Genomic DNA, 23,185 nt, shown 5'->3' on the forward strand with positions numbered 1-23,185 from the left:
GATCAGTCGGTTTCGACGCGATATCCGGTTTGCTGCCACCGGCCCGGATTGACGACGACTGTGTCATCCTTGAACTGAAGGCTGAACGGATAGCGGCCACGCTCGACGGTAAATGTATCTGGCGTGGCGGCCAGCAAGGCACGGGGGGAGCCCTTGCTGACCTGGAAGACATCGCGTTCTCCGGTGGCGGAAGCCACCAGCGCGCCGTCTTCCACGCGCACCGTCAACTCTGCCAGATGGCTGAAGCGATATGTGCCGGCATAGGAATTGAGGGTTGATTGCGGGATGTTCAGGTCCGGGTCCGGCTCAGGTTGCGTAACCTGTTCGGCGGGCATTGCCGCGAGAATGGCGTCCCACATCAGTTCGGAAGCCGTAACACCGATCTCCATGCTGGGCAGGGTCTGACCCGGCCCGGTTTCGACTTCATTGGTAGAGACCGCGTAAAGGACGTCGCCGTCGAATTCGCTTGCGAATGGCTGAATTCCACGCGCCATGGAGGTGTGGACCTGTACGGCCAGTCTTTGCAATTCAGCCGGGCTCATGGACCGGTTTGTGACCACCACACTGATGGTCGTATTCTTGCGTTCGGCGTCATGTCCGGAATCATCACCATTCCAGCCAGGTTGCAGGCTGGCGGGCGCGGCTCTCATCAGATCGGAGGCCTTCAGGTCGTCGGGCCAGTTGCTGCCCTTGTGACAGGCCACGACGTTGCCGTCACGGTCAGTGACTGCACCGAGCGCGTTGACGACGGTAAAGACGGCAATCTTGACCTCACCGATCTGACGAAAAGCGCTGCCTTGTCCGGAGCGAGCGTGACAGCCGAAGATGCCGCCATTCATGGCGGACCGGCCGGCTCCATAAGCGCCATTCGGGAAAATCCCCGGCCGCGCTGCGCGCAGGGCGAGTTGAGCGAGGCGCTTGTCTGGATAGATCTCGTTGAGACGACGTCCGCCGAAATCATAAATGATCGATCCGACGACAAGACCGACATTGTCCCAGCGGCCGCCGCGATACCGGTCGTCCAGCAGGGCCGTATTGGCCGCCGTTACGGCTTCCAGACCGTACCAGGATCCGCCCGACAGGACGATGGCATCCAGTTCCGGCTGATTGTAGCCAAGTTCCAGATACTTCGCGTTCACGGTGCCAGGACCACCCCCGCGGGAATCGACAGCGGCGTTTACCTTCTTTCCAAATTTCAGAACGGTCAGGCCCGTCGGACCATCCTCGTATTGGCCCGTGCCAATTTCCAGCATCGGCCAGTCGAATGACAAGGCGGTGTCGCTGTCGAATCCGTCATTGATCAGGGCGGGAAGCTCGGCTTGGCCATCAGGCTCCGCAACGGCGCCCTGTGGCAGGGCTGCGCAAGCTGTCAGCAGCGCAGTGGCAAGGACTGCTCCCAGCATCGAATTTCTTGCGGAGTTGCGCGTTTTGCGAGCCATCATGTGTCCGATCCCTGCTGTTTTGTTTCACTCTAGTTGTTCTGAGGGCGCGAGAGACAGATGCGATTTGGAGCACATGTGGTGCATTTTTCGCACCATTGTTTAGTCGACATCATGCGCGACCCGGAAGCCGACAGTGAAGTAACCTTGCGACTGTGGTCCTGGCAAACGGTAGCGCGGTGACAGATAGTCTCCGGCGTCCCCATAGGACCCGCCCCGGATGGCGCGCTTGTCCGGCGTATCGCATTCGGTTCTCGCTGAACCATCTACCGGGGCGCCATCATATGTGTCCTGATGGCAGTCGGCCTGCCACTCCCATACATTGCCCCGCATGTCGTGGACACCGAACCGGTCTGGCGGAAAGCTGCCGACCGGGGCCGTCTCGATCCATTGGTCCCGGCCTTCGGTTCGTCCACCACAGCATTCGACCAGCCCGATATTGGCCTCTTCATGATCCACGATTCCATTGTCGCCTTCGACCCCGCCAGTGGACGCGACATATTCCCATTCGGCTTCGCTCGGCAATCTGAATGCCTTGCCGGTCTGCCGGGTGAGCCACGCCGTATAGGCCTGAGTATCTTCCCAGCTGACGCAGACGACAGGATGGTTTTCCTCTTGTGCGAAACCAGGGTGCTCCCAATTCCGGCTTGGATCGATGTGCCAAGACTTTTCGTCCGTATAGATATTGCAAATACCCTCGGACACATGGTCTGTGTTTTCCACAAATCTCCGGAATTCTCCGACAGTGACTTCTGTGATTGACAGGGCGAATGGCCGATCAATGATGACTTCATGACGAGGGCCGTCAATCTCGCCATACCCATAGTCAACCGTCTCGCCCATGAAGAAACTTGCAGCGGGAATGGTTGCCATCTCCGGGCCTGACGTGACCTCGTCGGTCGTCATCGAACACGCAGCAGCGACCAGGCACGCCGTGAAAAGATAAAGAAGTTTCATGTCTAGTCTCCTGACCACGTCCATTTCCAGTCGATCCCATTGGTCGGTTGTGTCTCCCAATAGAACTCCTTTCTGGGGCGGTCGTAATTGCCGATTTCGTCCATGGTGTGCGCGTCATACAGGCGTCCATTCACCATCGTGTAGCGCACGCTGTTTGCATTGCGGATGTCGATGGTTGGATCCTTGTCCAGAATGATGATGTCGGCGAGTTTCCCGGGCTCGATGGAGCCGAGTTGATGGTCGAGCCCGTACGTCTTCGCACCATTGAGTGTGGCCGCGCGCAGAATATCCATCGGGGCCATGCCGCTTTCGGCGAACAACAGCATTTCCCAATGCATGGCGACCCCAGAGGCTTGCCCGTGGGAGCCGACATTCACGGTCGCGCCCGCCTCGGCCAGCTTTGTCAGAGATCTTCCTACGGATCGAAAGCCGATATCGTAGATCTCGTCCGAGACGTGGATCGAATGCATGCAGCGAACATGCAGCGGTGCGCCTCCCGGACCTGCGATCGGGTTGTAGGCATTGTTTACGTCTGGAATGAAGGTCTGCACCTTCTTTTCTTTCCAGGGGTCTTCGTTCTCGTAGATGAAATTCTCACCGAAAAGTTCGCCGAACGTCACGATCAGGGTCGGGGTCATTGACACGTCAGAGGCGGCAATCAGCTTCTGCAAGTCCTCGTAATATGTCGCAACGGGAAGGTTGTGTTCGAGATTGGTGTGTCCGTCCAGGATCATGCCGATATTGGTATAGAACTGGCCCGCGCCTTCTCCATCAACCATGAAGCCCTGTTCCCGCGCGGCCTGCAGCAGGCGCTGTCGCTGCGCGCGCGTCGACAGCTTGTAGCTCTTCAGGATCGAAGGGCCGAGCGCCTCGCGCCGTTCGAGAAGGTTGCGGGCTTCTTCCAGTGAGGCCAGTGGATGATAGACGCCATCCGTTCGTGCCTCGAGGCCGTGCACGACCTGCCCAGACTTCAGCCAGCGTGGGCCAACCAGTTCGCCGGTGAGAGTCATTTCTCCGCTCTCATAGGACATCAAGTCATTGGAGTACGGGTCGAAATTCGTCGTGACGCCATAGGCCAGGGCCGCCAGACGCGTCGGATGTTGTTGAGGCATTGTCCCGGCGCGGAAACAGCATTCGATGTGGCCATGTGCGTCGAACAGGCCGGGCATCAGTACCTTGCCCTTGATGTCGATCCGCTTCGCGTCTCGAGGGATCTTGACCTTTCGGCGGGGCCCAACCGCGGTGATCCGGTTGCCCTCGACAATCACGGTGCCATTCTTGATGACATCCCCTTCGATGGGCACAATCTTGCCGCCTACAAAGGCGATAATGCCTTCAGGCTTGTCCGTGCTCATACTCATGTGGATCGGGGTCGAGACGATCACGGCATCGGGCGATCCGGGGGAGACGGACATCAGATTGGCGCCCAAGGTCCAGTAGAGTGTGGACGAATCCGGTGTCCAGCTCATCTCATAGCCACCGACGTCACTGAGCCGGCGGACGGAGGGATTGTCTTCCATCGAGAGGATGAGCGGCTCACCTGTCAGGTCGACCGGCATGACATAAGGCAGATTGTGATACTTGAAGCCCAGCCAATTCTGGTCGGGACTGAGACTGAGATTGCGAATATCCGCCGTCTCCGCGATCACGTGCTCGACCGGGTCTGACCCGTCGCGGGCAAGGCTCATCAGAACGGAAGCGCGACGCTGATAGAATGCTGGTTCGGCGAACAGGAAAACCCTGCTGTCATCCGGTGAAAACCCGACAAGTCCGGAAGCCGGAGAAACGAATTGCGGAGAGTTCCCGGCAACGTCGATCACATACACGCCTGTTTCCGGACCGGCTGCATTGAAGGATGGATCGGGATCCATGAGGCGATAGGCAACAAGATCTCCCGCATTCGAGAAACGGGGCTCCCGGATGACGGCCCGGCTCTCGACCAGGGTGCGTTCTTCCCCCGTGGTCGCATCCCGCAGGATCAGGCGGCTGCCGGTTTGATCCGTCCAGCTGACATAGGCAATCGTGTTCCCGTCCGGAGACCAGGCGGGTTCGGATTCGGCTGCATCGGACTGTGTCAGCCGGACCGGGGTATCCGCTTCGTCTGGGGTGATCTTCCATAGCTTGCCAATCGCGCGGAACAACAGGGTTTGACCGTCGGGGTGGGGCGCAAACTGTCTCAGGGTGCGAAGCGTCACTTCGTCCGGCGCGAGGTCCTGACGGAACCGTATCGCGGGCTGCAGCTCATGTCTGGCTGTCAGGGTGAAGGGGATCACTTCCGAATAGGCTGTCTGCGTGTCGACGCGAACGATCTTGCCCTTCGCCCAGATGGCAATGGTGCGATTGTCCGGAAACCAGTCGAATGACGGATAGTAATGTTCCTGTGGCAGGTAGTCGCCATGCAGGTCGCGCCCGAGATCGTCGAAAATCGGCTGCTCGTACCCCGTTTCGAGATTCTTCACGAAGAGAACGGTTTTGGCGCCCAATCGGCGGATGAAGGCAACCGACTTGCCGTCCGGCGACACCTGGGGTGTGGACGCGCCGCCAAAACCGGAAATGGCGCGCCGCTTCTTTCCGGTTTCAAGGTCCAGTCGATTGATGGCGAAGTTCTTCAGGCCGGTATTCATGTACACATAGTGATCGCCCCCGATACGTTCGGTGTAATAGAGGTGACGGCCATCCGGGGCGAAGCGAGGTTCCTGAACATCCTTGCCGCTGGCTGGGGGAGGTACGATGATTTCGTCTGAAGACCCATCAAGGCTGTAGAGGTGTATCTCGGAGTTTCGGACACGGAAGATATCGGAATAGGTTTTCACGGCGGCAATTGCGTTTCCATCGGCAGACCAGGCCGGTCCGGCAATCATTGCATGTGTCTCATGCGTGATCTGTTGTGTGCCGCTGCCATCGAGACTGGATATCCAGATGTTGTCCGCACCGCTCTCGTCGCTGAGATAGACCATGCTTTGACCATCGGGGCTGAATTGCGGGCTGCGCTGTGCAGCGGCTCCGTCATGCACGGCAACGGCCGTGCCGCCGGACGCCGGCATCACGTAGATGTCGTTCAGCAAGTCAAACAGGATGTGCTCCCCGTCCGGGCTGACATCGAGACTCATCCATGTGCCTTCAGACAGGTCCAGCGACACCGTACGTGAGGGCGACGGAGGGGCAGATGCCGGGCTGTCGGCCGATCCGGAAGGCGCCAGAGCACAGGCGAGGGCGGCAAAAATCAGTGAGCGGATGTACATACGATATCTCTCCTCCAGTAGGCACGATATCACCCCGTCTCCTCGCAGGGTGATGCAAACTGTCGACAGACTGGTGCTGATGGCGCACCGATGTCGCCGCAAAACGCAGTGCCGGTCCCGCGATGCCGTCGCTACAGTCAGGCACAAAGAGGAGCGTTTCATGAACAAGATTGTCAACACAGGTCGGGCTGTCGCTATCGGCACCCTTGTCGCAATGAGTGCAGGCTGCGTCAGCGCGCCGGTATCCCCGGATCAGGTTGAAGCGGAACTGCTTGCGGCGGACCGCGCATATGAGGCCTACAATCTGGAAAATGGATACGAAGCGGCTTCGCGGAAATTCGTGGATTTCGACAAGGGATTCATGATCGAGGCAGGCGACGGATTCCTGGTGGGCGAGGACGCGATCATGGCCGAGCGGCAACTGGATACGGTGCCGTCTCCGGTGCATTGGCAGCCCATCGGCGCGATGGGCGCGACCAGCGGGGATCTCGGGATCACATGGGGAAGCTTTTCCGTCGATGGCGATCCGGAAACGACCGGCAATTACGTGACTGTGTGGCGCAAGATCGACGGAGAGTGGAAGATCGTCACCGACACGGCGGTGGACGATCCAGAGGGCTAGTCGCTTTTCAAGCATGAGAACATGGCCTCGACGATGTCCTGACTGTCGTCGAGGCCGTACACGTTCGAATAGATGCTGCTGATCCAGGCCCGAAGGTCCGCCTTCCGGGGCGGCGTCTGTCGGCCGTTGGGATGGTACATCAGATCCAGCGGCGGTGGCGGCAGGTTCTGCAGCTGCGGCATGCAATAGTTCAGACTGGTGAGACGGTGACACCCCAAACGGGTGTACCAGGCCTGTCGGCGCTGCTGGGTTGCCCGTTCCCGGGGCGCGCCTGATACTGATTCCACTTCGATCAGCAGGGTGCGGTTCCGGCAGGTCGCAAGCGCATGCTCAAACAGGGCAAGGCCCAGTCCCATGTTCCGGCAATCTGGCCGGGTCGCCATATATTCGAGCAATCCGAACTGGTGGGTCCGGTCCACATAGACAATCGAGATTGCCACCACGGCGGTGTCCGAGATGGCCACACTGAGGGCGTAATCGTCCCGGGTGAGGAGCGCCTCGATATCGCCACGGCTCTTCCGCTCGGCAGCGGGCAGGGACGTCTCGTAGATATCGTAGGCCGCTCCAAAGCGCTCCGGATATTCAGACAGGTCAAGGATCGGGCAGGACGGGGTCATTCTCGCGCGCATTCGGTTCGGAAATCTGGTGCAATCCTGCCCGGTATCTGTTGGGCAGTATGCAGGATCGGCTGGAGTAACATGCAGAGTGGCGAACGCAATCTCGCAAGCGGCAAGTGGAAAAAGTATTTCTCAGGGAGAAGGATTAACCATGGGATGGTTTACGGAAATTGCAGGTTGCATGACGCAGGTGCCAATCCTGCTGACAAATATGTGATCTGCAATGCCGTGTTCTGGATTGGTTTTCCGTTCCGGCTGACGTAAGTGCCCCTTCATGAGTTTGCGTTTGACCTCCGCAGTTCTTGCAGGTGGCATCTTTCTGGTGTCCGCCTGCGCCTCCGCGCCTCCAGCGCCTGACGTTGCGCCGGTGGCGCTTGGAACGGCATTCTCGGAGGGGTTGCAGGAAGTTGCGTTTGATACTGAATGGTGGACCCGTTTTGACGACCCCCAGATGGAGTCTCTCATCGCGAAAGCGTTGGCCGCCAACAAATCGCTCGACGTTGCGCAGGCGAACATTCGCCTGGCCGGATCCCTTGCCCGCAGCGCGCGATTGAACCGGTCCTATGGCACATCCTCCAGCGCGGGGGCCAATGTCGGGCGTTCGACGGGTGCCGGACAGGATGTCGAGGCATCCGCGACGGGCAATATCGGTGCAAGCTGGGAAATGGACCTGTTCGGCAGGATTGATGCCGAAATCGCGGCTGCCGAATTCTCCGTGCAGGAAGCCCGCCAGCTCCGGCGCGATGTTGCGGTGATTGTCGCCAGCGACACTGCGCTGGCCTATGTCACTCTCCGCAGTGCCCAGGCTCGCCTGCATGTCGCGCGAAAGAATGCGCGGACCCAGCTGGAAGGGCTGGACCTGCTGCAATCACTGTTCGCAAATGGACGGGCAACCCGGCTCGATCTGGAACGGGCTGACACCCAGTACCGCACCACTCTGGCGTCCATTCCGCGACTTGAAGCGTCCATTCAAACATCCTTGAACGCATTGGCCGCCCTGACAGGGCAGCCGGCGACCGATCCCGATGAAGAGCTGGCCCGCCTGGTTCTGGAAACGGACGACATTCCCGAACATCAGGGCGCAATCCTCACGGGAAGTGTGGAAAGCCTGACGCGCCGCCGGCCCGATATCCGCGCGGCCGAAGCGGCGCTTGGTCGGCAGATTGCGTTGGGTGAGGCGGCGCGGGCCGAGCTTTTCCCGACCATAGTGTGGAACGCGGATGTATTTGCCCTCTTCAACCCGGACAACAGCGTCGGTGATCTCTCGAGCCTCGGATTCGGCATCGGCCCGGCGATTCAGTGGGCCGGCCCGGACCTGCGCCGGGTGCGCGCCAATATTGATGCGTCCGATGCCCGCACCGAGGCGGCCATCGCCCAGTATGAGGTGACGGTCCTTGCGGCGCTGAGTGAGGTTGAATCCGCCCTGACACAATATGTCAGTGAATTGCGGCGGCGCGACGACCTCGAAAGCGCGGCGACCTCTGCGAGGCGATCACTTGAACTTGCACGGCTTCGTTTCGAAGAAGGCGTCGACGACTATCTCGATGTTCTGGATGCGCAACGCACCCTGCTGGACGCGGAAGACCGGCTGGCCGAAAGCCGGCAACAGACATCCGAAGCAGCAATTGCTGCGTACCGAGCCCTGGGTGGAATTTCAGAAGACGCGGACGACATTGCGTCTGAACCGAACTAGAATGGAACCGACATGCGCCTGATCTTGCTGCCCCTGATCGTTTCTTGCCTGATACTCGTGGCGCTGCCTGTTCATGCACAGCGCGGCGGACCAGCCAGCGTGTTTGCAGAATCTGTCGAGACGCGCAGTTTCGCAACGCGCATCGAAGCGCTTGGGACACTTGAGCCGAATGAGCAGGTGGACCTTACGCTGAATGTGGCGGACCGGGTGAGCGCAATATATTTCGATGATGGAGACCGGGTGCGCCAGGGCAAGACGCTTCTGTCGCTGGCGCAGCGCGAACAGGTCGCCTTGGTCGAAGCGGCCGAAGCCAATGTAGATGAAGCGCGCCGTCAGCAGGAACGACTGGCGCGGCTGGCGGAGCAGCAGGCGGTCTCGCAATCCGAACTCGACGAGGCCAATCGCAATCTGGACAATGCGCGGGCGCAATTGCGCGCCGTGCAATCGCGCCAGCAGGATCGCGTTCTTGTGGCTCCGTTCGATGGTGTGCTCGGATTTCGCATGGTGAGCGTTGGGTCCTATGTCAGGGCAGGCGATGTGGTCGCCCGTCTGATCGACGACAGCGAGATGAATCTCGATTTCTCTGTGCCGTCCCGATTTCTGACGACATTGGAGCCGGGTCTGCGGATCGAGGCACGCACGGACGACCTTCCGGGAGAGAGCTTTGCTGGAAGCATCGCCTCTCTCGACAATGCCATCGACCCGGTCACCCGATCGATCCGCGTTCGGGCGACATTGCCCAATCCTGAGCGGCTGCTGGTTCCCGGCATGTTTGTGCAGGTGACGTTGTTGGCGGAGCCGCGCGAAGCCCTGTCCATTCCGGAGGAGGCTGTGCAACCGATCGGCCCGAGAACATTCGTGTTTCGGGTCGAGGACGGGATTGCCCGGCGTCAGGAAGTGACACTCGGCCAGCGTCAGGCAGGACATGTTGAGGTCCTCTCCGGTTTGAACGCCGGCGATGTGGTGATCACGGAGGGAGTGATCCGGGTGCGCGAAGGAGGCGAAGTCGTGATCCGGGACAAGTCCATGCTCTTGCCGCCAGGCAGCGGCGGCATGCAGGGGGGCGGTCACGCCTCGAGCGCTCCAGCATCGTCCGGGCGATAAGCCATGTTGTTGTCGGACACATCCATAAAACGGCCGGTGTTCGCATCGGTCCTGTCGCTGATCCTGGTCATCTTCGGGCTCGTCGCGTTTGACCGTTTGCCCTTGCGCGAATATCCGGACATCGACGCGCCGATTGTCTCCATTGATACGCGTTACCCGGGAGCGTCTGCCAGCGTTGTCGAGACCCGGATCACTCAGATCATCGAGGACCGCATAGCCGGAGTGGAAGGCATACGCTTCATCGACTCGAGATCCAGCGACGGACGGTCACGCATCAGTGTCGAGTTCTCGATCGACCAGGACATTGATGCTGCGGCGAACGATATCCGGGACCGGATTTCAGGTGTGATGGATAACCTCCCTGAAGATGCGGATCCGCCCGAGGTCGAGAAGGCGGACTCAAATGATGACGTGATCATCTGGCTGAATCTCGCCAGCGAGACCATGACGACGCCGGAATTGTCCGACTATGCCCAGCGCTATCTCGTAGACCGCTTCTCTGCGCTTGACGGTGTGGCGCGCGTTCAGGTTGGAGGTGCGCGGGACTATGCCATGCGGGTCTGGATTGATCGCAAGGCTCTGGCGGCGCGTGGGCTGACCGTCGCGGATCTCGAGCAGGCCCTGCGCAGTGAAAACATCGAGGCGCCTGCCGGAAGCCTCGAGTCCGAAAAGCGAACCTTCACGGTCCGGATCGAGCGCGCGTTTCGCACGCCTGAGGATTTTGCAGGACTTGTCGTTGCCGAGGGCGAGGATGGATACCTTGTTCGCCTTGGCGATGTTGCGCGTGTCGAGCGGGGCACCGTGGAAGACAGGACCCTGTTCCGCGGCAATGGTGTGCCCATGGTGGGCCTCGGCATAATCAAGCAGTCGACAGCCAACACGGTGGATGTGGCGGCATCTGCTCGTGCGCTGGCCGAACGGCTGAACGAGACTTTGCCGGACGGCATGGTGATTGCCCGAAGCTTTGACAGTTCTGTTTTCATCGATGCCTCGATCCGGGAAGTCTACACGACCCTGGCCATCGCGGTCGGACTTGTGACGCTGGTGATCTTTCTTTTCCTTGGCAGCGTGCGGGCCACGATTGTACCGGCGGTCACCGTGCCGATTTCCATCATCGCCACTTTCATCGTGCTCTATGCACTCGGCCTGTCGGTCAATCTGCTGACCCTTCTCGCGCTTGTCCTTGCAATCGGCCTGATTGTGGATGACGCGATCGTGGTACTTGAGAACATTGTGCGCCGCATGGACGAGCATGGCGAGACACCGTTGGTCGCTGCTTATCGCGGGACTCGTCAGGTCGGGTTTGCCGTCGTGGCGACAACGCTTGTGCTCATCTCGGTCTTTGTTCCGATCACCTTCATGCAGGGTGATGTCGGCCGGTTGTTCACCGAGTTCGCATTGACCATGGCCGCATCCGTGGCCTTTTCCAGTTTGTTGGCCCTGACGCTGGCGCCGATGCTTGCGTCCAAATTGCTGAAGCGGGAGCGGGGACTCGGCGTCTTCGCAATATTGCCGAATGCCATCGATGCGGCCTTTACTCGTCTGCGCGGTGGATATGCCTGGATTCTTGACCGGCTGATCTCCCGTCCCATCCTGGTAGGCTTGCTGCTTTTGGGTCTCTCTGTGGGTGCTTTCGGACTGTCACAGACGATCCGGCAGGAATATGTGCCGTCGGAAGATCGTGGTGCGTTCTTTGTGTCCATTCGGGGTCCGGAGGGGGCGTCTTACGAGTATATGGAACGCTATATGGACGAAATCGAGCGGCGCCTGCTGCCGTATACGGATACAGGAGAAGTCAACCGTTTGCTGATGCGGGCCCCCGGCTTCGGCAGTTCGGCGTTCAATCAGGGATTTGTCATTGTCGTGTTGAACGACTGGTCGGAACGTCGGCCAGCCGATGAGATCATTTCAAACGTCAATCGGGATCTTTCGGACCTGCCCGGTATTCGGGCCTTCGCTATCATGCGTCAGGGCCTGGGAGGCGGCACCGGAAAGCCGATACAGTTTGTTCTGGGCGGCCCATCCTATGAGCAGCTGACAGAATGGCGGGATACGTTTGTCGCCTCACTTGAAGCGGACAATCCCGGTCTCGTGGATATCGACTGGGATTACAAGGAAACCCAGCCGCAATACCGGATCGACGTGAATTATGACCGTGCGGCCGATCTGGGGGTGACGGTCGCGGATATCGGCGTCACGCTTCAGACGATGCTCGGGTCCCGCCGGGTGACGACCTATATCGAGAATGGCGAGGAATACGATGTCATCCTCGAAGGCTTGCGGTCGGAACAGAACACACCAAACGACGTCCAGAACATCTATGTGCGGTCAGCGCGGTCCGGCCAGCTGATCCCCTTGTCCAGTTTGATCTCCATACGTCCGATTGCGGACAGTCCCTCCCTGAACCGATACAATCGTGTTCGCTCGATCACGATCGAGGCCGGTCTTGCGGAAGGGGCATCGCTCGGCAATGTGCTGGAGGCGATGCAGACGCGGGCGCGGGATGTGCTCCCGCAGGAAGCCACGATCGATTTCAAGGGGCAGTCGCTGGATTACAAGACATCCGGCCAATCGATCCTCTTCGTGTTTGCAACAGGATTGGTCATCGTGTTTCTCGTGCTCGCGGCGCAGTTCGAGAGCTATCGCCACCCGGTGATCATCATGCTTTGCGTCCCGGCCACTCTCGCAGGTGGTTTGGCGGGCATCTGGCTGACCGGGAACTCGCTGAACATCTATACGCAGATCGGGCTCATCATGCTCATCGGTCTGGCCGCCAAGAACGGCATTCTTATCGTCGAGTTTGCCAATCAGTTGCGCGATGAAGGCCATCCATTCAGGGAGTCGATTCGGGAAGCCTCGCTGGCGCGGTTCCGCCCGATCATCATGACCAGCCTGACAACGGCAGCAGGCGCCTTGCCGCTGATCCTGTCCAGCGGGGCGGGTGCCGAGACGCGGGCGGCGATTGGTGTGTTGATCCTGTTCGGAGTGATCGTGGCAGCGCTTGTGACTGTTCTCTTCGTGCCGACGGCGTATGCGCTGATTGCACGCGGAACAGGATCTCCGGGCGACGTGGCCCGGAAACTCGAATCCGAGGCGCGCGAAACCGCAGAGGTCAGCGTCCCGGCCGAATAGTTCGAGTGCAGGCTGTGGCGCACCCCTAACAGAGACCTAACGGGAAAGAGGGATATTCGCGCCGCGCTTTTGCGGAGGGCTAACACGCCCGCGATAGGGTTAACCTCGCATGTCGAGGAGCCAATGCGCAAAAAATTCACGATAACCGAGCCGTCCGCAGGGGCTGGCGCGAACGATCAGGCTGTCGTCGCGATTGCGGCGCCGGACAGGCTGCAGCATTCGATCATCCTGTACTCGTCGCTGACGGTGCTCGTAATCATGTTCGCTGTCATCGTCAGTCTCGTTGTGGCTGGGCAATACAATCTCAATCTCGGCACGATCATTGACAGTCTGACTGTAGCGGCTCTCTGCAGTGCAGCCTATCTGGCCAGCAAGCGTCGGCAGTTGCTCCTCCAGGGCCTGCTGCTGTGCATCAGCGTGCCGGCCAATCTGCTGGCCATGCTGTTGATGGATGATCAGGGGATTTTTCTGGCGCTGCAATTGTTGAGTATCACGCCGATCATCTGGGGTCTCTTTACGACGCCTCTGATGAGCATTCTGTATACAGGCTGTGTGGTTACATTCATCAACTGGTATGTCGGTCCGGCGGCGCGTCTGGACGTCATCGTGAATGGTGCGAATGACACATTCCTGACAGGCGTCTCGCTCAGCCTGATTGCCGTCGGATGCGGAATTGCGGCTGTATTGCCGAAGCATTTCGGGCGTCAGGTCTATGACGCGCTCAAACGCCGGGTCCAGCGGGAGAATCTGAATCTGAACCGCTCGATGGCCTATGCCGAGCTTTCATCGGACTGGCATCTGGAAGTCGATGAAGCCGGGAAGATCATCCACTTTTTCGGCAAGGGGGACGCGACCGGGCGGCACTGGCGCGATGTCCTCATCGGATGGGACGCGGAAGAAACGGCCTTGAACCAGACGATCATGGAGCGCCAACCCTTTTCGAAGGTAAAGGCCATTCTGCGCCTCGGGGGGGAACAGTACCGGGTCGAGTTCAGCGGGCGTCCGCAATTCAACAAGCACGGTGTCTTCCGCGGATATATTGGCATCGCCCACGATATCAGCGTGCGCGAGGAATTCGAGCAGAGGCTGAGACAGCAGGCCACGACCGACCTGCTGACAGGTCTGGAAAACCGCCACGCCTTCAACGCCTTGATCGAATCCCTCAAGGACGGTGTCGATCCCGAGGCTGTCAGCGTGTTCTATCTTGATCTCGACAAGTTCAAGGAGCTGAACGACCGCCATGGTCATGGAGGTGGCGACGCCGCGCTTGTGGCGCTCGGCCAGCGCCTGACCCGGCTTGCGATCGAGGAGCCGGGGCTGCGCATCTTCCGCATCGGCGGGGACGAGTTCTGTTGCATCCTCCTGCGCAGTGCGAGCCTAAAGGAAGTGTCTGGCCTCGCCCGCAGAATCAAGAACCTGGCGTCCGAACCCATTTCCTATGACGGCCGCCTGATTGATCTGACCACGTCGGTCGGGGCATCTACGGGCGAGCGGGGAGAGGGCATCGAATACATCCTCGAGCTTGCCGACGCCGCTGTTTATGATGCGAAGTCCCAGGGCGGCGATGCCTGCATTGTTCCGGAACCGCATATCCGGGAGCGGCTGGAACGCCGCGTGTCGATCCATCGCGACCTCATGTCCGCCATCGCGCGCGGCGAGATCGGCCTGCACTATCAGCCCATCATGCGTGTGTCGGACTGTTCGCTTGTCGGAGTTGAGGCGCTGGCGCGCTGGACCCATCCGAAATATGGGGCCATCGATCCGGCCGAGTTCATCGAGATCGCGGAGGCCAGCCGGCACATCATCGCTTTTGGCGAATATGTCATGCGGCAGGCCTGCACCGACATGCTGGCCTGGATGACGGAGTTCGGACAGACCGTCCGCCTGAGTGTCAATGTGTCGCCGAACGAACTCCTGTCGCATGGGTTCGTGGCGTCGGTGACCCGTATTCTTGAAGAGACGCACTTTCCGCCAAATCTCCTGGAGATCGAAATCACCGAGCGCGGCGTCCTGCGCAATCTGGACACATCCTGTGAAGTCATCGAAGCCATTCGGGATCTGGGGGTGACCATCGCACTGGACGATTTCGGCACCGGCAATTCTTCGCTCAGCCGTCTCGAGAATTTGCCGGTGGACCGGGTAAAACTCGACCGGTCCTTCTTTGTGCGTGCCGAGCACAGCGATCGCGCGCGCCAGGTCCTGGGAATTCTGTCCGGAATGAGCCGTGTGCTCGATATCAATGTGATTGCCGAAGGCGTCGAAACCGAAGAACAGTTCCGCTTTGTGAACTTGGCCGGGTTCGGTGAAGTGCAGGGCTACCTCTTTGGACGCCCGGCCCCAATCTCGCAACTGGGCGAGGATCTGGCCGCCAAGGTGCGGGCGGAGATTCCGGCCTAGGCGCCGGTAATCGCCTCTTCTATTTGCGGAATGGATTGGTGCGCCAGATCCTTGTTGATCTCCGCAAGCAGCTTGATTGAGCCGGAATCGATCAGTAGACGGCGGAGTTCCCCAAGGGATTTCGGGTCCGCCGCCACAACGAGGTTCGCGGGCGACGTCTGAGTTACGGTCTCCAGCGTTGCTTGTGCGACCTGTGCAAGAAAGCGGGTTTCACCCACCTCGTGCCAGTCCGTCTGCTCTGTGGCAGCCTGTCCGCCGGACGGCGTACTGAACCGCCCCGGGCGATCACTCGACAACTCCTTCGCGGCCGGCGTGCTCTCTTCCAGCGCCTTCACAACGCGCAGGTCAATGATGCCATCATCGCCCTTGTTCTGGAGCAGAAGCGCCTTGGCGCCATCACTGACCAAGACATAGGTTCCGGTTGCCAGTTGCATGTGGGACTCCTCCTTGCTGTGACTTCAGATTGCACGCGTCCTGAGGCGCCGGATTGACGCCTATCAAGCCAATCGCGGCATCCGAATGCCAAAATGGTCAGATATCATGAGGAGGAGCGCGCCATGAGCCGAGCGAGTGTGAGCCAATTCGACGAAAGCCTTCATCTGACCAATGTCTGGCTGAAGGATATCACGGACCAACTCGGATGGACGGACCGGCGCGCGGCCTACAGCGCCTTGCGCGCAGCCTTGCACGCATTGCGCGACAGGCTGACCGTGGAAGAGGGTGCGCATTTGTCGGCGCAACTACCCCTGATCCTGAAAGGCGTATTCTACGATGGCTGGAAGCCCTCCAGATGCGGAGGGAACATACGGTCAGTCCGGGAGTTTCTGGCGCCGGTCACTGCCATATTCGGCGCCGATCCGGAAAAGGATGAAGACGCCATCGCCCGCGCCGTTTTCGCGACCTTGAGAAAGCATGTCTCGGCCGGTGAGTTTGACCATGTCCTTCATGCCTTGCCGGAACCGTTGCGCCCCTTGTTTGAGCCTGCTTGACCCGCGTCAATACAGTAGACTTCAGGACCTGTAATGGACACATGCCAAGGCAGGAGGTTTGAATGGACGATCTGACTCTCAGGGACTTTGTGGAAGATGAACTGGAATGGGAGCCGCGGATTGACGCAGCCAGTATTGGTGTGGCGGTTGAGGACGGCGTGGTGACGCTGATGGGACACGTCTCATCCTTTGCGGAGAAACTGGCCGCCGAGGACGCCGTCAAGCGCGTCAAGGGTGTTCGGGGCATTGCCCAGGAGATCGAGGTACGCCTGACAGGCCGGCCGAAGACGGATGATGATGAAATCGCCAGCAAGGCGGCCGATGTGCTCGACTGGGATGTCTCCTTGCCTGACAACGAGATTCAGGTACGCGTGCAAAATGGCTGGGTTACGCTCTCCGGAGAAGTCGACTGGAACTATCAACGGGACGCTGCAAAGTGGCGGGTGTCCAGCCTGCCGGGTGTTCGAGGTGTGTCAAACGCGATCAGCGTCAGGAAGCGGGCCTCGCCGTCCGACATCAAGGCACGGATCGAAAAGGCTCTTGTCCGGCACGCGAGAACCGAAGCGAGCGGCATTCGTGTGTCCGTAGTCGACGGCAATGTGGTGCTGGATGGTGTCGTGGAGGACTGGCATGATCGGGAAGTCGCCGAACAGGCCGCATGGGCCGCGCCGGGAGTTGTCTCCGTAGAGGACAGGCTTCGTCTGGGGTAGAATATCGGATCTATGCAATCGCGCTGAACTGCATTTGACCTGCAGGCGTATCGCTATCGTGCATTTGGACGCCTCCGTATGGAGCCGTAAAGGACCTCTTCAACGAATGCCGTGACGCGCTTCAGCTATTCGGGCAGCGCTTTTCCCGGGCATCGATCGTATACCCTATCACCGGATAGCTCTTTTCCCGATTATCCATCGTGGGATTGTCCGGCGGGGCATATTTCCTGTCGATACGGGTGATCCGGAGATATTTTCCAGCGCCGATTTTCAGTCTCTTTTTCACTTCGATGTCGAAATTCTGAGGGATGATATCAATCTTGCAAAACTCACCCGAAGAGCAGGCGGTTCGTTTCGGTGAAGCATCGGCTTCACTCGTATGCCGACCGGAAACAGTTCCCACCTTGTAGGGGACCGCATCGAGCCAGTCTGCTCCATCAAAGGTCATGAATTTGACGGGATAGTCAGAGCAGTTCTTTACGCGAATATGGACATCAGCGTGCGCCGCTGAGGTAGCCATGCTGGAGAGCATGATGACTGCCAAACACGAACAGGCCGCCTTTCGGAACAGGCCGGCCACCGCCGGAGATCTGACAATGCCATGAATGGGATGAACGCTGTCGCGGCTCCTCGGCATGTCCCTGGTTTGCGTATGGAAGCGATTTAACTGACCGTTCGGTCGAACTCTTCGGATGATCACTTTGAGAGTCCTCATGCATTCTGGCGTCAGGTGAAAAGAGCGACAAAGCTTTCGCTGCTCGCGTTCAAGTTGGTAGACCTCGGTTCGGGAGTGCACGGAATAAGTCGGATGCGGCATCCGCTGGAGCGGCGGGCTTCGGTGTATGCTGGAACCGATCGCGAGCACAGTTTTCCCGATTGATTTCCAAGTAGTCTTTTCTTTCCGTGCCGCGCGAGTGGGGTGGCTTTGTGCGATGTGATTGCCTTGCCCTTGTCTCGATCGACGGAGATACAGGACGACTGCGAGTCTGTTCGCCAGGAGTGTTTGGGCGAACAGCATCTGTTTCACTCCGCTGCCAATGAGGCGTAGCTGTCGGTCGGGTCGTCACAACGTTCAGTTCCGCTGGAAAGAGTGAATCGCAAAGCGTATTGTGTGCCTTCCCGCGCAGCGATTGCGGGGTCATCATATTCGAACTGCACCAACGAGATGATGCGCATGTAAACGTTCTTGCCGATATTGTACTTGAAGGTCTTGTTGAAAAATTCTGAGGGGTGCAGGTAAAGCTGGCAATGGGAACCGGTCTCGCAAGATATCGTGTGGAACCGTGTGTCACTTTCGCCAGACTTCTCAGCCGGGTGGAAAGCTGAAAGTGTTCCATGACTGGCCTGGATGATGCGCAAACTGTCCCCTCCATCAAAGGTCCAGTACCCGATTGACTGATCCGTACAGTTTTTGACGTGAAACCGGACGTCAGCATGGGAGGGAGATCCGAGAGCGGAGGTTAGACTTAGGATCAGAAGCAAAAGCAGCAGCTTGAGACGCATATGATCAATCCCCCGGGCCGATACCATCAGGCGTTTGGTCCTGACTCGAGCCCGTTATCTGTTGCCGGAAATCTTTGTCCGGATGAAAAGGTGAAACCAGATTATGGACAGAGTCTGCTGTCGCGTCTTGCCGAAACTGGCGCTTCGATCCGCTTTCTAGTTGCATGCAGGTCTCAATCGGTCCGGCAGGTTGACGCCGGTCAATTTGGCTTCTGGTGTTCCATGGCAGCCTCATGTCTCCGTCAAGATTGTTTCGAAAGACGAGATCGGTGTTCGGTTCCCGCACGACATATGCGCTGTTGAGTATCACGCTGGCTCTGGCTACGGCCTGTGCAACGGCCACGCCCTATCAACAAGCCGAGCGAGGCTATGGCTACAGTGATCGTCTGCTTTCAGGAGATCGCGCTGAAGTCAGCTTTCGTGGCAATACACATACAAGCCGACAGGATGTGGAACTCTTCCTGCTGTACCGCTCTGCGGAACTGGCTCGATCAAGAGGCGCCGAAACATTCCGGTTCGTGAACCGGACTGTGAAACAACACAAGGTCGACAAGCCAAACCCGTGCCATTCGCCCTACTACATGACCTATTTCGCTTATTCGATCGTGAATGTAGAGGAGGAATTCCTCGCCACGGCTGAAGTGGAATTCCTTGACTTGCGGCCCGCGTCGGAAACGGAAGGTGTGTTCGAGACGGGGCGCGTCCTGTCGGATCTGGACGCGTGTGTACGGCGCTGAAAATCCGCGCTCAAGGGATCACTCGCTGTCACTCCCGATACTGGCCCGAGCCTCTGACGTCACGAAACAATCCCGATAATCTCCGCAATCGGCTTCAGATGAGAGACGGATGGTTGCAACCGCCTCATACTCGCGTTTCGGGCTCGAATGCCAGGGGCTCTCGAGCTCGTAGATGCCGAAATAGTAGGGGAACGTCGTGTCGGCTGACTGGTGATAGATGCAGGTCGTTTCGGGTGTCGTCCGTAGCGTCGTGGTGCAGGTTGTCTCCCGGCCGACGATTGAAAAGCTTCCGGCTTTTTTGGTCTCGGCGATCTCGACCATACGTCGGAACAGGCTGTCTTCTACGTCCTGCTGGCTCGTGCCGGCGTTTCCCCGGAAACCGACACGGAAAAGGTCTTCAGCGAGAGCCTCGTCTGTGTAGCCGTGAAGATCACTTGCAGGCTGATACGGCGTAGGTGAAGGCGTCAGGGCGCATCCTGCCACGACACTGGCGGCAATCATGCAGGTGGCGAAATACCGGGTTCGATTGAGCGTGCACATGAGTCATGAGTCTCCTTTTGGCGGGCGTGATGGGCTATCTGAAGTCGGCACTTCGGGGCGGAAGTTTCCCGATCAGGTCGGAATGAGCCATTTGTGCTGCATGCTTTCGCGTGTATCGGCGATGTCCGTATCGTCGACTGTCATTGTATCCGTGTGTCCAAATCCCAGGCTGTAGTCGAGAATGGACAGAATGGTCGGAGTTATGCGGAAGAAGGCGGGTGGGATGCCTTCCATTGGGTCCATGTTCGCGATCTGGGGGAACCGCTTCAGCATCATGCCGACGATCTCTGCGCTCTCTTCCTCTGTCGTCATTTCCGTTGCCCGGGCGGCCATGGACAGGCCGCGAATGTGATCCCAGTCGGAATAGGGCGGCGTCACTGTCAGCGAGACCCTCGGGTCGCGGCGCATGTTTCTCGCTTTCTGGGAGTCCCGGCCCACACCGATGAACAGGGTCAGTCCGTCATGGACGAAAGACACCGTGGTATTCTGGGGAAAGCCGTCGTGTCGAACAGTCGCGATGGCCAGATCATTGCTGGCGTCCAGAATGGCGATTGCCTTCTTTTCCAGGTCGGACTTCATGGCTGGAACCTCCGTCATATGGCGTCTTCAGAATGGAACGGGTCAAGCCGGACCGCCTTGATGCTGATCAAGGCGTTGAGAATTCAGGCATGCCGCGCGGCGTCACGTGCGTTGAATGGCAAGCCGCAACTGTTTCTCCACTTCCAGCAATCCGAAAACGGCAATTCCTGCGCCGAGAACGATGCCGGCATGTTTTAGCGGAAGGCCTGTGGTGCCAAACACGGCCTGGGCCGTCGGCCAATAGGTCGCGGCCAACTGACCCGCAACAACCACACACAAGGCGATCCAGATAGCCGGGGTGCCGCGCAGTCCGGCAAGTGTGGTGGACGCGCCGTGTTGGTACCGGACAAAGAACAGGTAGGCGACCTGCAATACGACCAGGCCGTTGAAGGCCACGGTTCGGGCAAGGTCGAGCGATCCGGTCTCGTTGAGCGTGTAAGTGAAGATTCCAAAGATGGCGGCTGCGAACAACAGGGTTGCCACGACGATATCTCCAAGCAGGCCGGCATCCAGAAGAGGCGTTGTCCGCTTGCGGGGCGGCGCGCTCATTGTCCCGGGTTCGAGCGGCTCGAAGGCGAGGGCCAGCCCGAGCGTCATCTCGGTAATCAGATTGATCCACAGGATCTGGATGGGGGTGATCGGCAGGACAAGACCAAACAGGAGCGCCAGAATCACGACGCTGGATTCCCCGCCGCCGGTCGGCAGTGTCCACCGGATCAGTTTCCGGATATTGTCATAGACCCTTCTGCCTTCAGTGACGGCGGCGGCAATGGAGGCAAAATTGTCGTCCGCAAGCACTATGGCAGCGGACTCCTTGGCGGCTTCGCTGCCTTTCTGTCCCATGGCCACACCGACATCCGCCCGCTTGAGCGCGGGCGCATCGTTCACGCCATCGCCGGTCATGGCCACGATCAGGTCCTGGCTCTGGAGAGCCTTGACGAGACGCAGTTTGTGTTCGGGACTGGTCCGGGCAAAGACATTGGTGTCGCGAACCGCAGAAGCCAGCGCGACATCGTCCAGATGATCCAGATCGCGGCCCTCAAGCACGTGCCCAGGAGTTTCCAGCCCGATCTCGGCGGCAATGGCCGTGGCCGTGCCCGCATGATCACCTGTGATCATCTTGACCTGAATACCGGCCGCCCGGCACTCCGCGACCGCGCGGATCGCTTCCGGGCGGGGAGGGTCGGCCAGACCTGCCAGGCCTATGAAGGTCAGATGACCTGACAGCGCTTCCGGACCCAGTTCCGTTTCGGTCGCATTCTTCAGTGTGGCAAGGGCGAGGACCCGCATGCCACGCGCGGCGAAGCGGTCCGTGACGGCACGAATTTCCCTGCGATCGATGGGAATGGCTGAACCATCAGCGTCCAGCATGTCGGAGCAAAGCCCCGTAATGGCCTCGGGCGCGCCTTTGACATGCAGCACTTCGCTGTCGCCATCCCGGTTCCGGGTCACCATCAGGCGATGGCGGGAATCGAAAGGCAACACATCAAGACGGGTTTGCTCGGTACGCAGTGCCTCAGGATCCGGCAGCACCTTGCCGGCAAGGGCCAGAAGGGCGCCCTCCATGGGGTCCCCGGTCAGCGCCCAACCCGTCGGCTGTTTCAGCAATCGTGAGTCATTGCACAGGGCGGCCGTTATGGCGAAGGTGTGCAGAGGGCAGGTCGCGGAAAGCTGTGGACGAGGGGAGAGGAGTCCTGTCGGGGAGTATCCCTCTCCGGACACATCATATGACTGGCCCGCCGTCCACACTGCACGCACAACCATCTCGTTTCGGGTCAGCGTGCCGGTCTTGTCCGTACAGATAACAGAAACGGCGCCAAGCGTCTCGATTGCCGGCAGGCGCCGGACTATGGCGTGCTTGCGGGCCATGGCGCGGACACCGATGGCCATCGTGATCGTCAGGACGGCCGGCAGGCCTTCCGGAATGGCTGCGACCGACAAACCCACCACGGACATGAACGTGTCCGTAAAATCGTCCTCTCGAATGAACACGCCATAGGACAACAATGCTGCTCCCATCAGCAGAATCAGCACGGTCAGCCAGCGTGCAAACGCATTCATCTGACCGAGAAGCGGTGTCTGAAGCGTGTCCACCGAGGACAGCATGCCGCTCACATGCCCGATTTCTGTCCGGGGGCCGATGGCTGTGACCACACCTTGGGCCTGTCCGGCGGTAACGATGGTACCGCCAAATGCTATGCAGGTCCGTTCCCCAAGTGGTGCGTCTTCGCGTACTGGCTCAATGGCCTTGTTCACTGGAACAGACTCGCCGGTCAGGAGCGCTTCCTGCACTTGCAGGCCGTGCACCTCGAATAGCCTCAGATCAGCCGGCACCCGGTCTCCGGCTTCAACGAACACACTGTCCCCCGGCACCAATTGCTCGGCGTCCAGGGTAATCCGGCGTCCGTCCCGCACCACGTGCGCGTGCGGCGACAGCATGGTTTCGATCGCTTCGAGTGCGGCAGCAGCGCGGCCTTCCTGCACGAAGCCGATGATGGCATTGGCGAGGACGACAAACAGGATGACCGCGGAGTCGATGGGCTGGCCGAGCCACCAGGTGACGATGGCCGCGACAATCAGCACATAGATCAGCGCGTTATGGAAGTGAGACAGAAACCGGAGGACAATCGGTGTCTTGCGCGCGCGGGGAATCCGGTTCGCCCCATGAATGTCCTGCCGTATCGCGGCGTCGGCGCTGGAGAGACCCTCTCGGCTGGTTCCGAATTGCTCCAGGACCGCATCAACCGTTTTGGCATGCGTGACAACTTCTGAAGGACGGCCTGCGGTCATGGATCGGCTCCAGGCGGCGAAGCGGAAACGGGACCCGGCCTGAAGGGCGGGTTTCAAGTCCCTAGGACGGTGGATCGCCACTCCGTTTGATTGGGATCAAGGCGGGAATGCCTGCCTGTGGCGAATTTGGCGCA

18 protein-coding genes are annotated in these 23,185 nt (G+C 59.4%); 8 read left to right on the forward strand and 10 right to left on the reverse strand.

The features are described from left to right. Positions 1–2: 2 nt before the first annotated feature. From HF955_RS14995 to HF955_RS15005, 3 genes are all read right to left on the reverse strand, one after another. The gene (locus tag HF955_RS14995) at positions 3–1,403 is read right to left on the reverse strand and encodes a P1 family peptidase (protein ID WP_291076208.1); all 1,401 of its coding nucleotides are present in this window, start codon (positions 1,401–1,403) and stop codon (positions 3–5) included. Positions 1,404–1,541: 138 nt separating this feature from the next. Continuing rightward, positions 1,542–2,396 carry a formylglycine-generating enzyme family protein gene (locus HF955_RS15000; protein ID WP_291076210.1) on the reverse strand — a complete coding sequence of 285 codons (855 nt, stop codon included), beginning with the start codon at positions 2,394–2,396 and terminating at the stop codon, positions 1,542–1,544. A 2-nt stretch (positions 2,397–2,398) separates the two neighbouring features. Next, positions 2,399–5,638 carry an amidohydrolase family protein gene (locus HF955_RS15005; RefSeq protein ID WP_291076212.1) on the reverse strand — a complete coding sequence of 1,080 codons (3,240 nt, stop codon included), beginning with the start codon at positions 5,636–5,638 and terminating at the stop codon, positions 2,399–2,401. Positions 5,639–5,798: 160 nt separating this feature from the next. On the opposite strand from HF955_RS15005, the gene HF955_RS15010 reads away from it, so the two are divergent. Beyond that, positions 5,799–6,260, forward strand: a complete 462-nt coding sequence (locus HF955_RS15010; RefSeq protein ID WP_291076214.1) for a hypothetical protein — start codon at positions 5,799–5,801, stop codon at positions 6,258–6,260. Here HF955_RS15010 and HF955_RS15015 read toward each other — a convergent pair. After that, positions 6,257–6,889 carry a GNAT family N-acetyltransferase gene (locus HF955_RS15015; RefSeq protein WP_291076216.1) on the reverse strand — a complete coding sequence of 211 codons (633 nt, stop codon included), beginning with the start codon at positions 6,887–6,889 and terminating at the stop codon, positions 6,257–6,259. The two genes, HF955_RS15010 and HF955_RS15015, sit on opposite strands and share 4 nt — an antisense overlap. Positions 6,890–7,163: 274 nt before the next feature. On the opposite strand from HF955_RS15015, the gene HF955_RS15020 reads away from it, so the two are divergent. The 4 genes from HF955_RS15020 (at position 7,164) to HF955_RS15035 (ending at position 15,203) form a co-directional block, all read left to right on the forward strand. Then, complete coding sequence (locus tag HF955_RS15020) at positions 7,164–8,570, forward strand: efflux transporter outer membrane subunit (protein ID WP_291076218.1); 1,407 nt, start codon at positions 7,164–7,166, stop codon at positions 8,568–8,570. Between the two features lie 12 nt (positions 8,571–8,582). Continuing rightward, complete coding sequence (locus tag HF955_RS15025) at positions 8,583–9,674, forward strand: efflux RND transporter periplasmic adaptor subunit (RefSeq protein ID WP_291076219.1); 1,092 nt, start codon at positions 8,583–8,585, stop codon at positions 9,672–9,674. A gap of 3 nt (positions 9,675–9,677) precedes the next feature. Continuing rightward, positions 9,678–12,806, forward strand: coding sequence for an efflux RND transporter permease subunit (locus HF955_RS15030; protein WP_291076221.1), 3,129 nt, complete (start codon positions 9,678–9,680; stop codon positions 12,804–12,806). Between the two features lie 123 nt (positions 12,807–12,929). Further along, positions 12,930–15,203, forward strand: coding sequence for an EAL domain-containing protein (locus HF955_RS15035; RefSeq protein WP_291076223.1), 2,274 nt, complete (start codon positions 12,930–12,932; stop codon positions 15,201–15,203). Here the strand turns inward: HF955_RS15035 and HF955_RS15040 are convergent. Next, a complete protein-coding gene (locus tag HF955_RS15040) occupies positions 15,200–15,637 on the reverse strand; it encodes a host attachment family protein (RefSeq protein WP_291076225.1) in 438 nt (145 codons plus the stop codon). The two genes, HF955_RS15035 and HF955_RS15040, sit on opposite strands and share 4 nt — an antisense overlap. Before the next feature lie 123 nt (positions 15,638–15,760). Between HF955_RS15040 and HF955_RS15045 the strand changes: the two genes are divergently transcribed. Next, positions 15,761–16,192, forward strand: coding sequence for a DUF2267 domain-containing protein (locus HF955_RS15045; RefSeq protein ID WP_291076227.1), 432 nt, complete (start codon positions 15,761–15,763; stop codon positions 16,190–16,192). Positions 16,193–16,254: 62 nt separating this feature from the next. Further along, complete coding sequence (locus HF955_RS15050; protein WP_291076229.1) at positions 16,255–16,902, forward strand: BON domain-containing protein; 648 nt, start codon at positions 16,255–16,257, stop codon at positions 16,900–16,902. A gap of 121 nt (positions 16,903–17,023) precedes the next feature. Here HF955_RS15050 and HF955_RS15055 read toward each other — a convergent pair whose 3' ends face one another. Beyond that, positions 17,024–17,539 carry a hypothetical protein gene (locus HF955_RS15055; protein ID WP_291076230.1) on the reverse strand — a complete coding sequence of 172 codons (516 nt, stop codon included), beginning with the start codon at positions 17,537–17,539 and terminating at the stop codon, positions 17,024–17,026. Positions 17,540–17,925: 386 nt separating this feature from the next. Further along, positions 17,926–18,405: a hypothetical protein gene (locus tag HF955_RS15060; RefSeq protein WP_291076232.1), complete on the reverse strand. Its 480-nt coding sequence runs from the start codon at positions 18,403–18,405 to the stop codon at positions 17,926–17,928. Between the two features lie 269 nt (positions 18,406–18,674). Between HF955_RS15060 and HF955_RS15065 the strand changes: the two genes are divergently transcribed. Continuing rightward, a complete protein-coding gene (locus HF955_RS15065; protein WP_291076234.1) occupies positions 18,675–19,142 on the forward strand; it encodes a hypothetical protein in 468 nt (155 codons plus the stop codon). An 18-nt stretch (positions 19,143–19,160) separates the two neighbouring features. Here the strand turns inward: HF955_RS15065 and HF955_RS15070 are convergent, their stop codons facing one another. The 3 genes from HF955_RS15070 to HF955_RS15080 form a co-directional block, all read right to left on the reverse strand. After that, a complete protein-coding gene (locus HF955_RS15070) occupies positions 19,161–19,682 on the reverse strand; it encodes a hypothetical protein (RefSeq protein ID WP_291076235.1) in 522 nt (173 codons plus the stop codon). Positions 19,683–19,754: 72 nt separating this feature from the next. Next, positions 19,755–20,261 carry a pyridoxamine 5'-phosphate oxidase family protein gene (locus tag HF955_RS15075; RefSeq protein ID WP_291076237.1) on the reverse strand — a complete coding sequence of 169 codons (507 nt, stop codon included), beginning with the start codon at positions 20,259–20,261 and terminating at the stop codon, positions 19,755–19,757. Positions 20,262–20,363: 102 nt separating this feature from the next. Then, positions 20,364–23,051 carry an HAD-IC family P-type ATPase gene (locus HF955_RS15080; protein ID WP_291076239.1) on the reverse strand — a complete coding sequence of 896 codons (2,688 nt, stop codon included), beginning with the start codon at positions 23,049–23,051 and terminating at the stop codon, positions 20,364–20,366. Positions 23,052–23,185 lie beyond the last annotated feature (134 nt).

The sequence above is a fragment of the Hyphomonas sp. genome (assembly GCF_017792385.1).
In the GTDB taxonomy this organism is placed as follows: Bacteria; Pseudomonadota; Alphaproteobacteria; order Caulobacterales; family Hyphomonadaceae; genus Hyphomonas.

Coding starts and splice junctions, on each gene's coding strand:
- HF955_RS14995 (WP_291076208.1), bottom strand. CDS start 1,403: ATGCTGGGAGCAGTCCTTGCCACTGCGCTGCTGACAGCTTGCGCAGCC.
- HF955_RS15000 (WP_291076210.1), bottom strand. CDS start 2,396: ATGAAACTTCTTTATCTTTTCACGGCGTGCCTGGTCGCTGCTGCGTGT.
- HF955_RS15005 (WP_291076212.1), bottom strand. CDS start 5,638: ATGTACATCCGCTCACTGATTTTTGCCGCCCTCGCCTGTGCTCTGGCG.
- HF955_RS15010 (WP_291076214.1), top strand. CDS start 5,799: ATGAACAAGATTGTCAACACAGGTCGGGCTGTCGCTATCGGCACCCTT.
- HF955_RS15015 (WP_291076216.1), bottom strand. CDS start 6,889: ATGCGCGCGAGAATGACCCCGTCCTGCCCGATCCTTGACCTGTCTGAA.
- HF955_RS15025 (WP_291076219.1), top strand. CDS start 8,583: ATGCGCCTGATCTTGCTGCCCCTGATCGTTTCTTGCCTGATACTCGTG.
- HF955_RS15030 (WP_291076221.1), top strand. CDS start 9,678: ATGTTGTTGTCGGACACATCCATAAAACGGCCGGTGTTCGCATCGGTC.
- HF955_RS15035 (WP_291076223.1), top strand. CDS start 12,930: ATGCGCAAAAAATTCACGATAACCGAGCCGTCCGCAGGGGCTGGCGCG.
- HF955_RS15040 (WP_291076225.1), bottom strand. CDS start 15,637: ATGCAACTGGCAACCGGAACCTATGTCTTGGTCAGTGATGGCGCCAAG.
- HF955_RS15045 (WP_291076227.1), top strand. CDS start 15,761: ATGAGCCGAGCGAGTGTGAGCCAATTCGACGAAAGCCTTCATCTGACC.
- HF955_RS15050 (WP_291076229.1), top strand. CDS start 16,255: ATGGACGATCTGACTCTCAGGGACTTTGTGGAAGATGAACTGGAATGG.
- HF955_RS15055 (WP_291076230.1), bottom strand. CDS start 17,539: ATGCCGAGGAGCCGCGACAGCGTTCATCCCATTCATGGCATTGTCAGA.
- HF955_RS15060 (WP_291076232.1), bottom strand. CDS start 18,405: ATGCGTCTCAAGCTGCTGCTTTTGCTTCTGATCCTAAGTCTAACCTCC.
- HF955_RS15070 (WP_291076235.1), bottom strand. CDS start 19,682: ATGTGCACGCTCAATCGAACCCGGTATTTCGCCACCTGCATGATTGCC.
- HF955_RS15075 (WP_291076237.1), bottom strand. CDS start 20,261: ATGAAGTCCGACCTGGAAAAGAAGGCAATCGCCATTCTGGACGCCAGC.
- HF955_RS15080 (WP_291076239.1), bottom strand. CDS start 23,051: ATGACCGCAGGCCGTCCTTCAGAAGTTGTCACGCATGCCAAAACGGTT.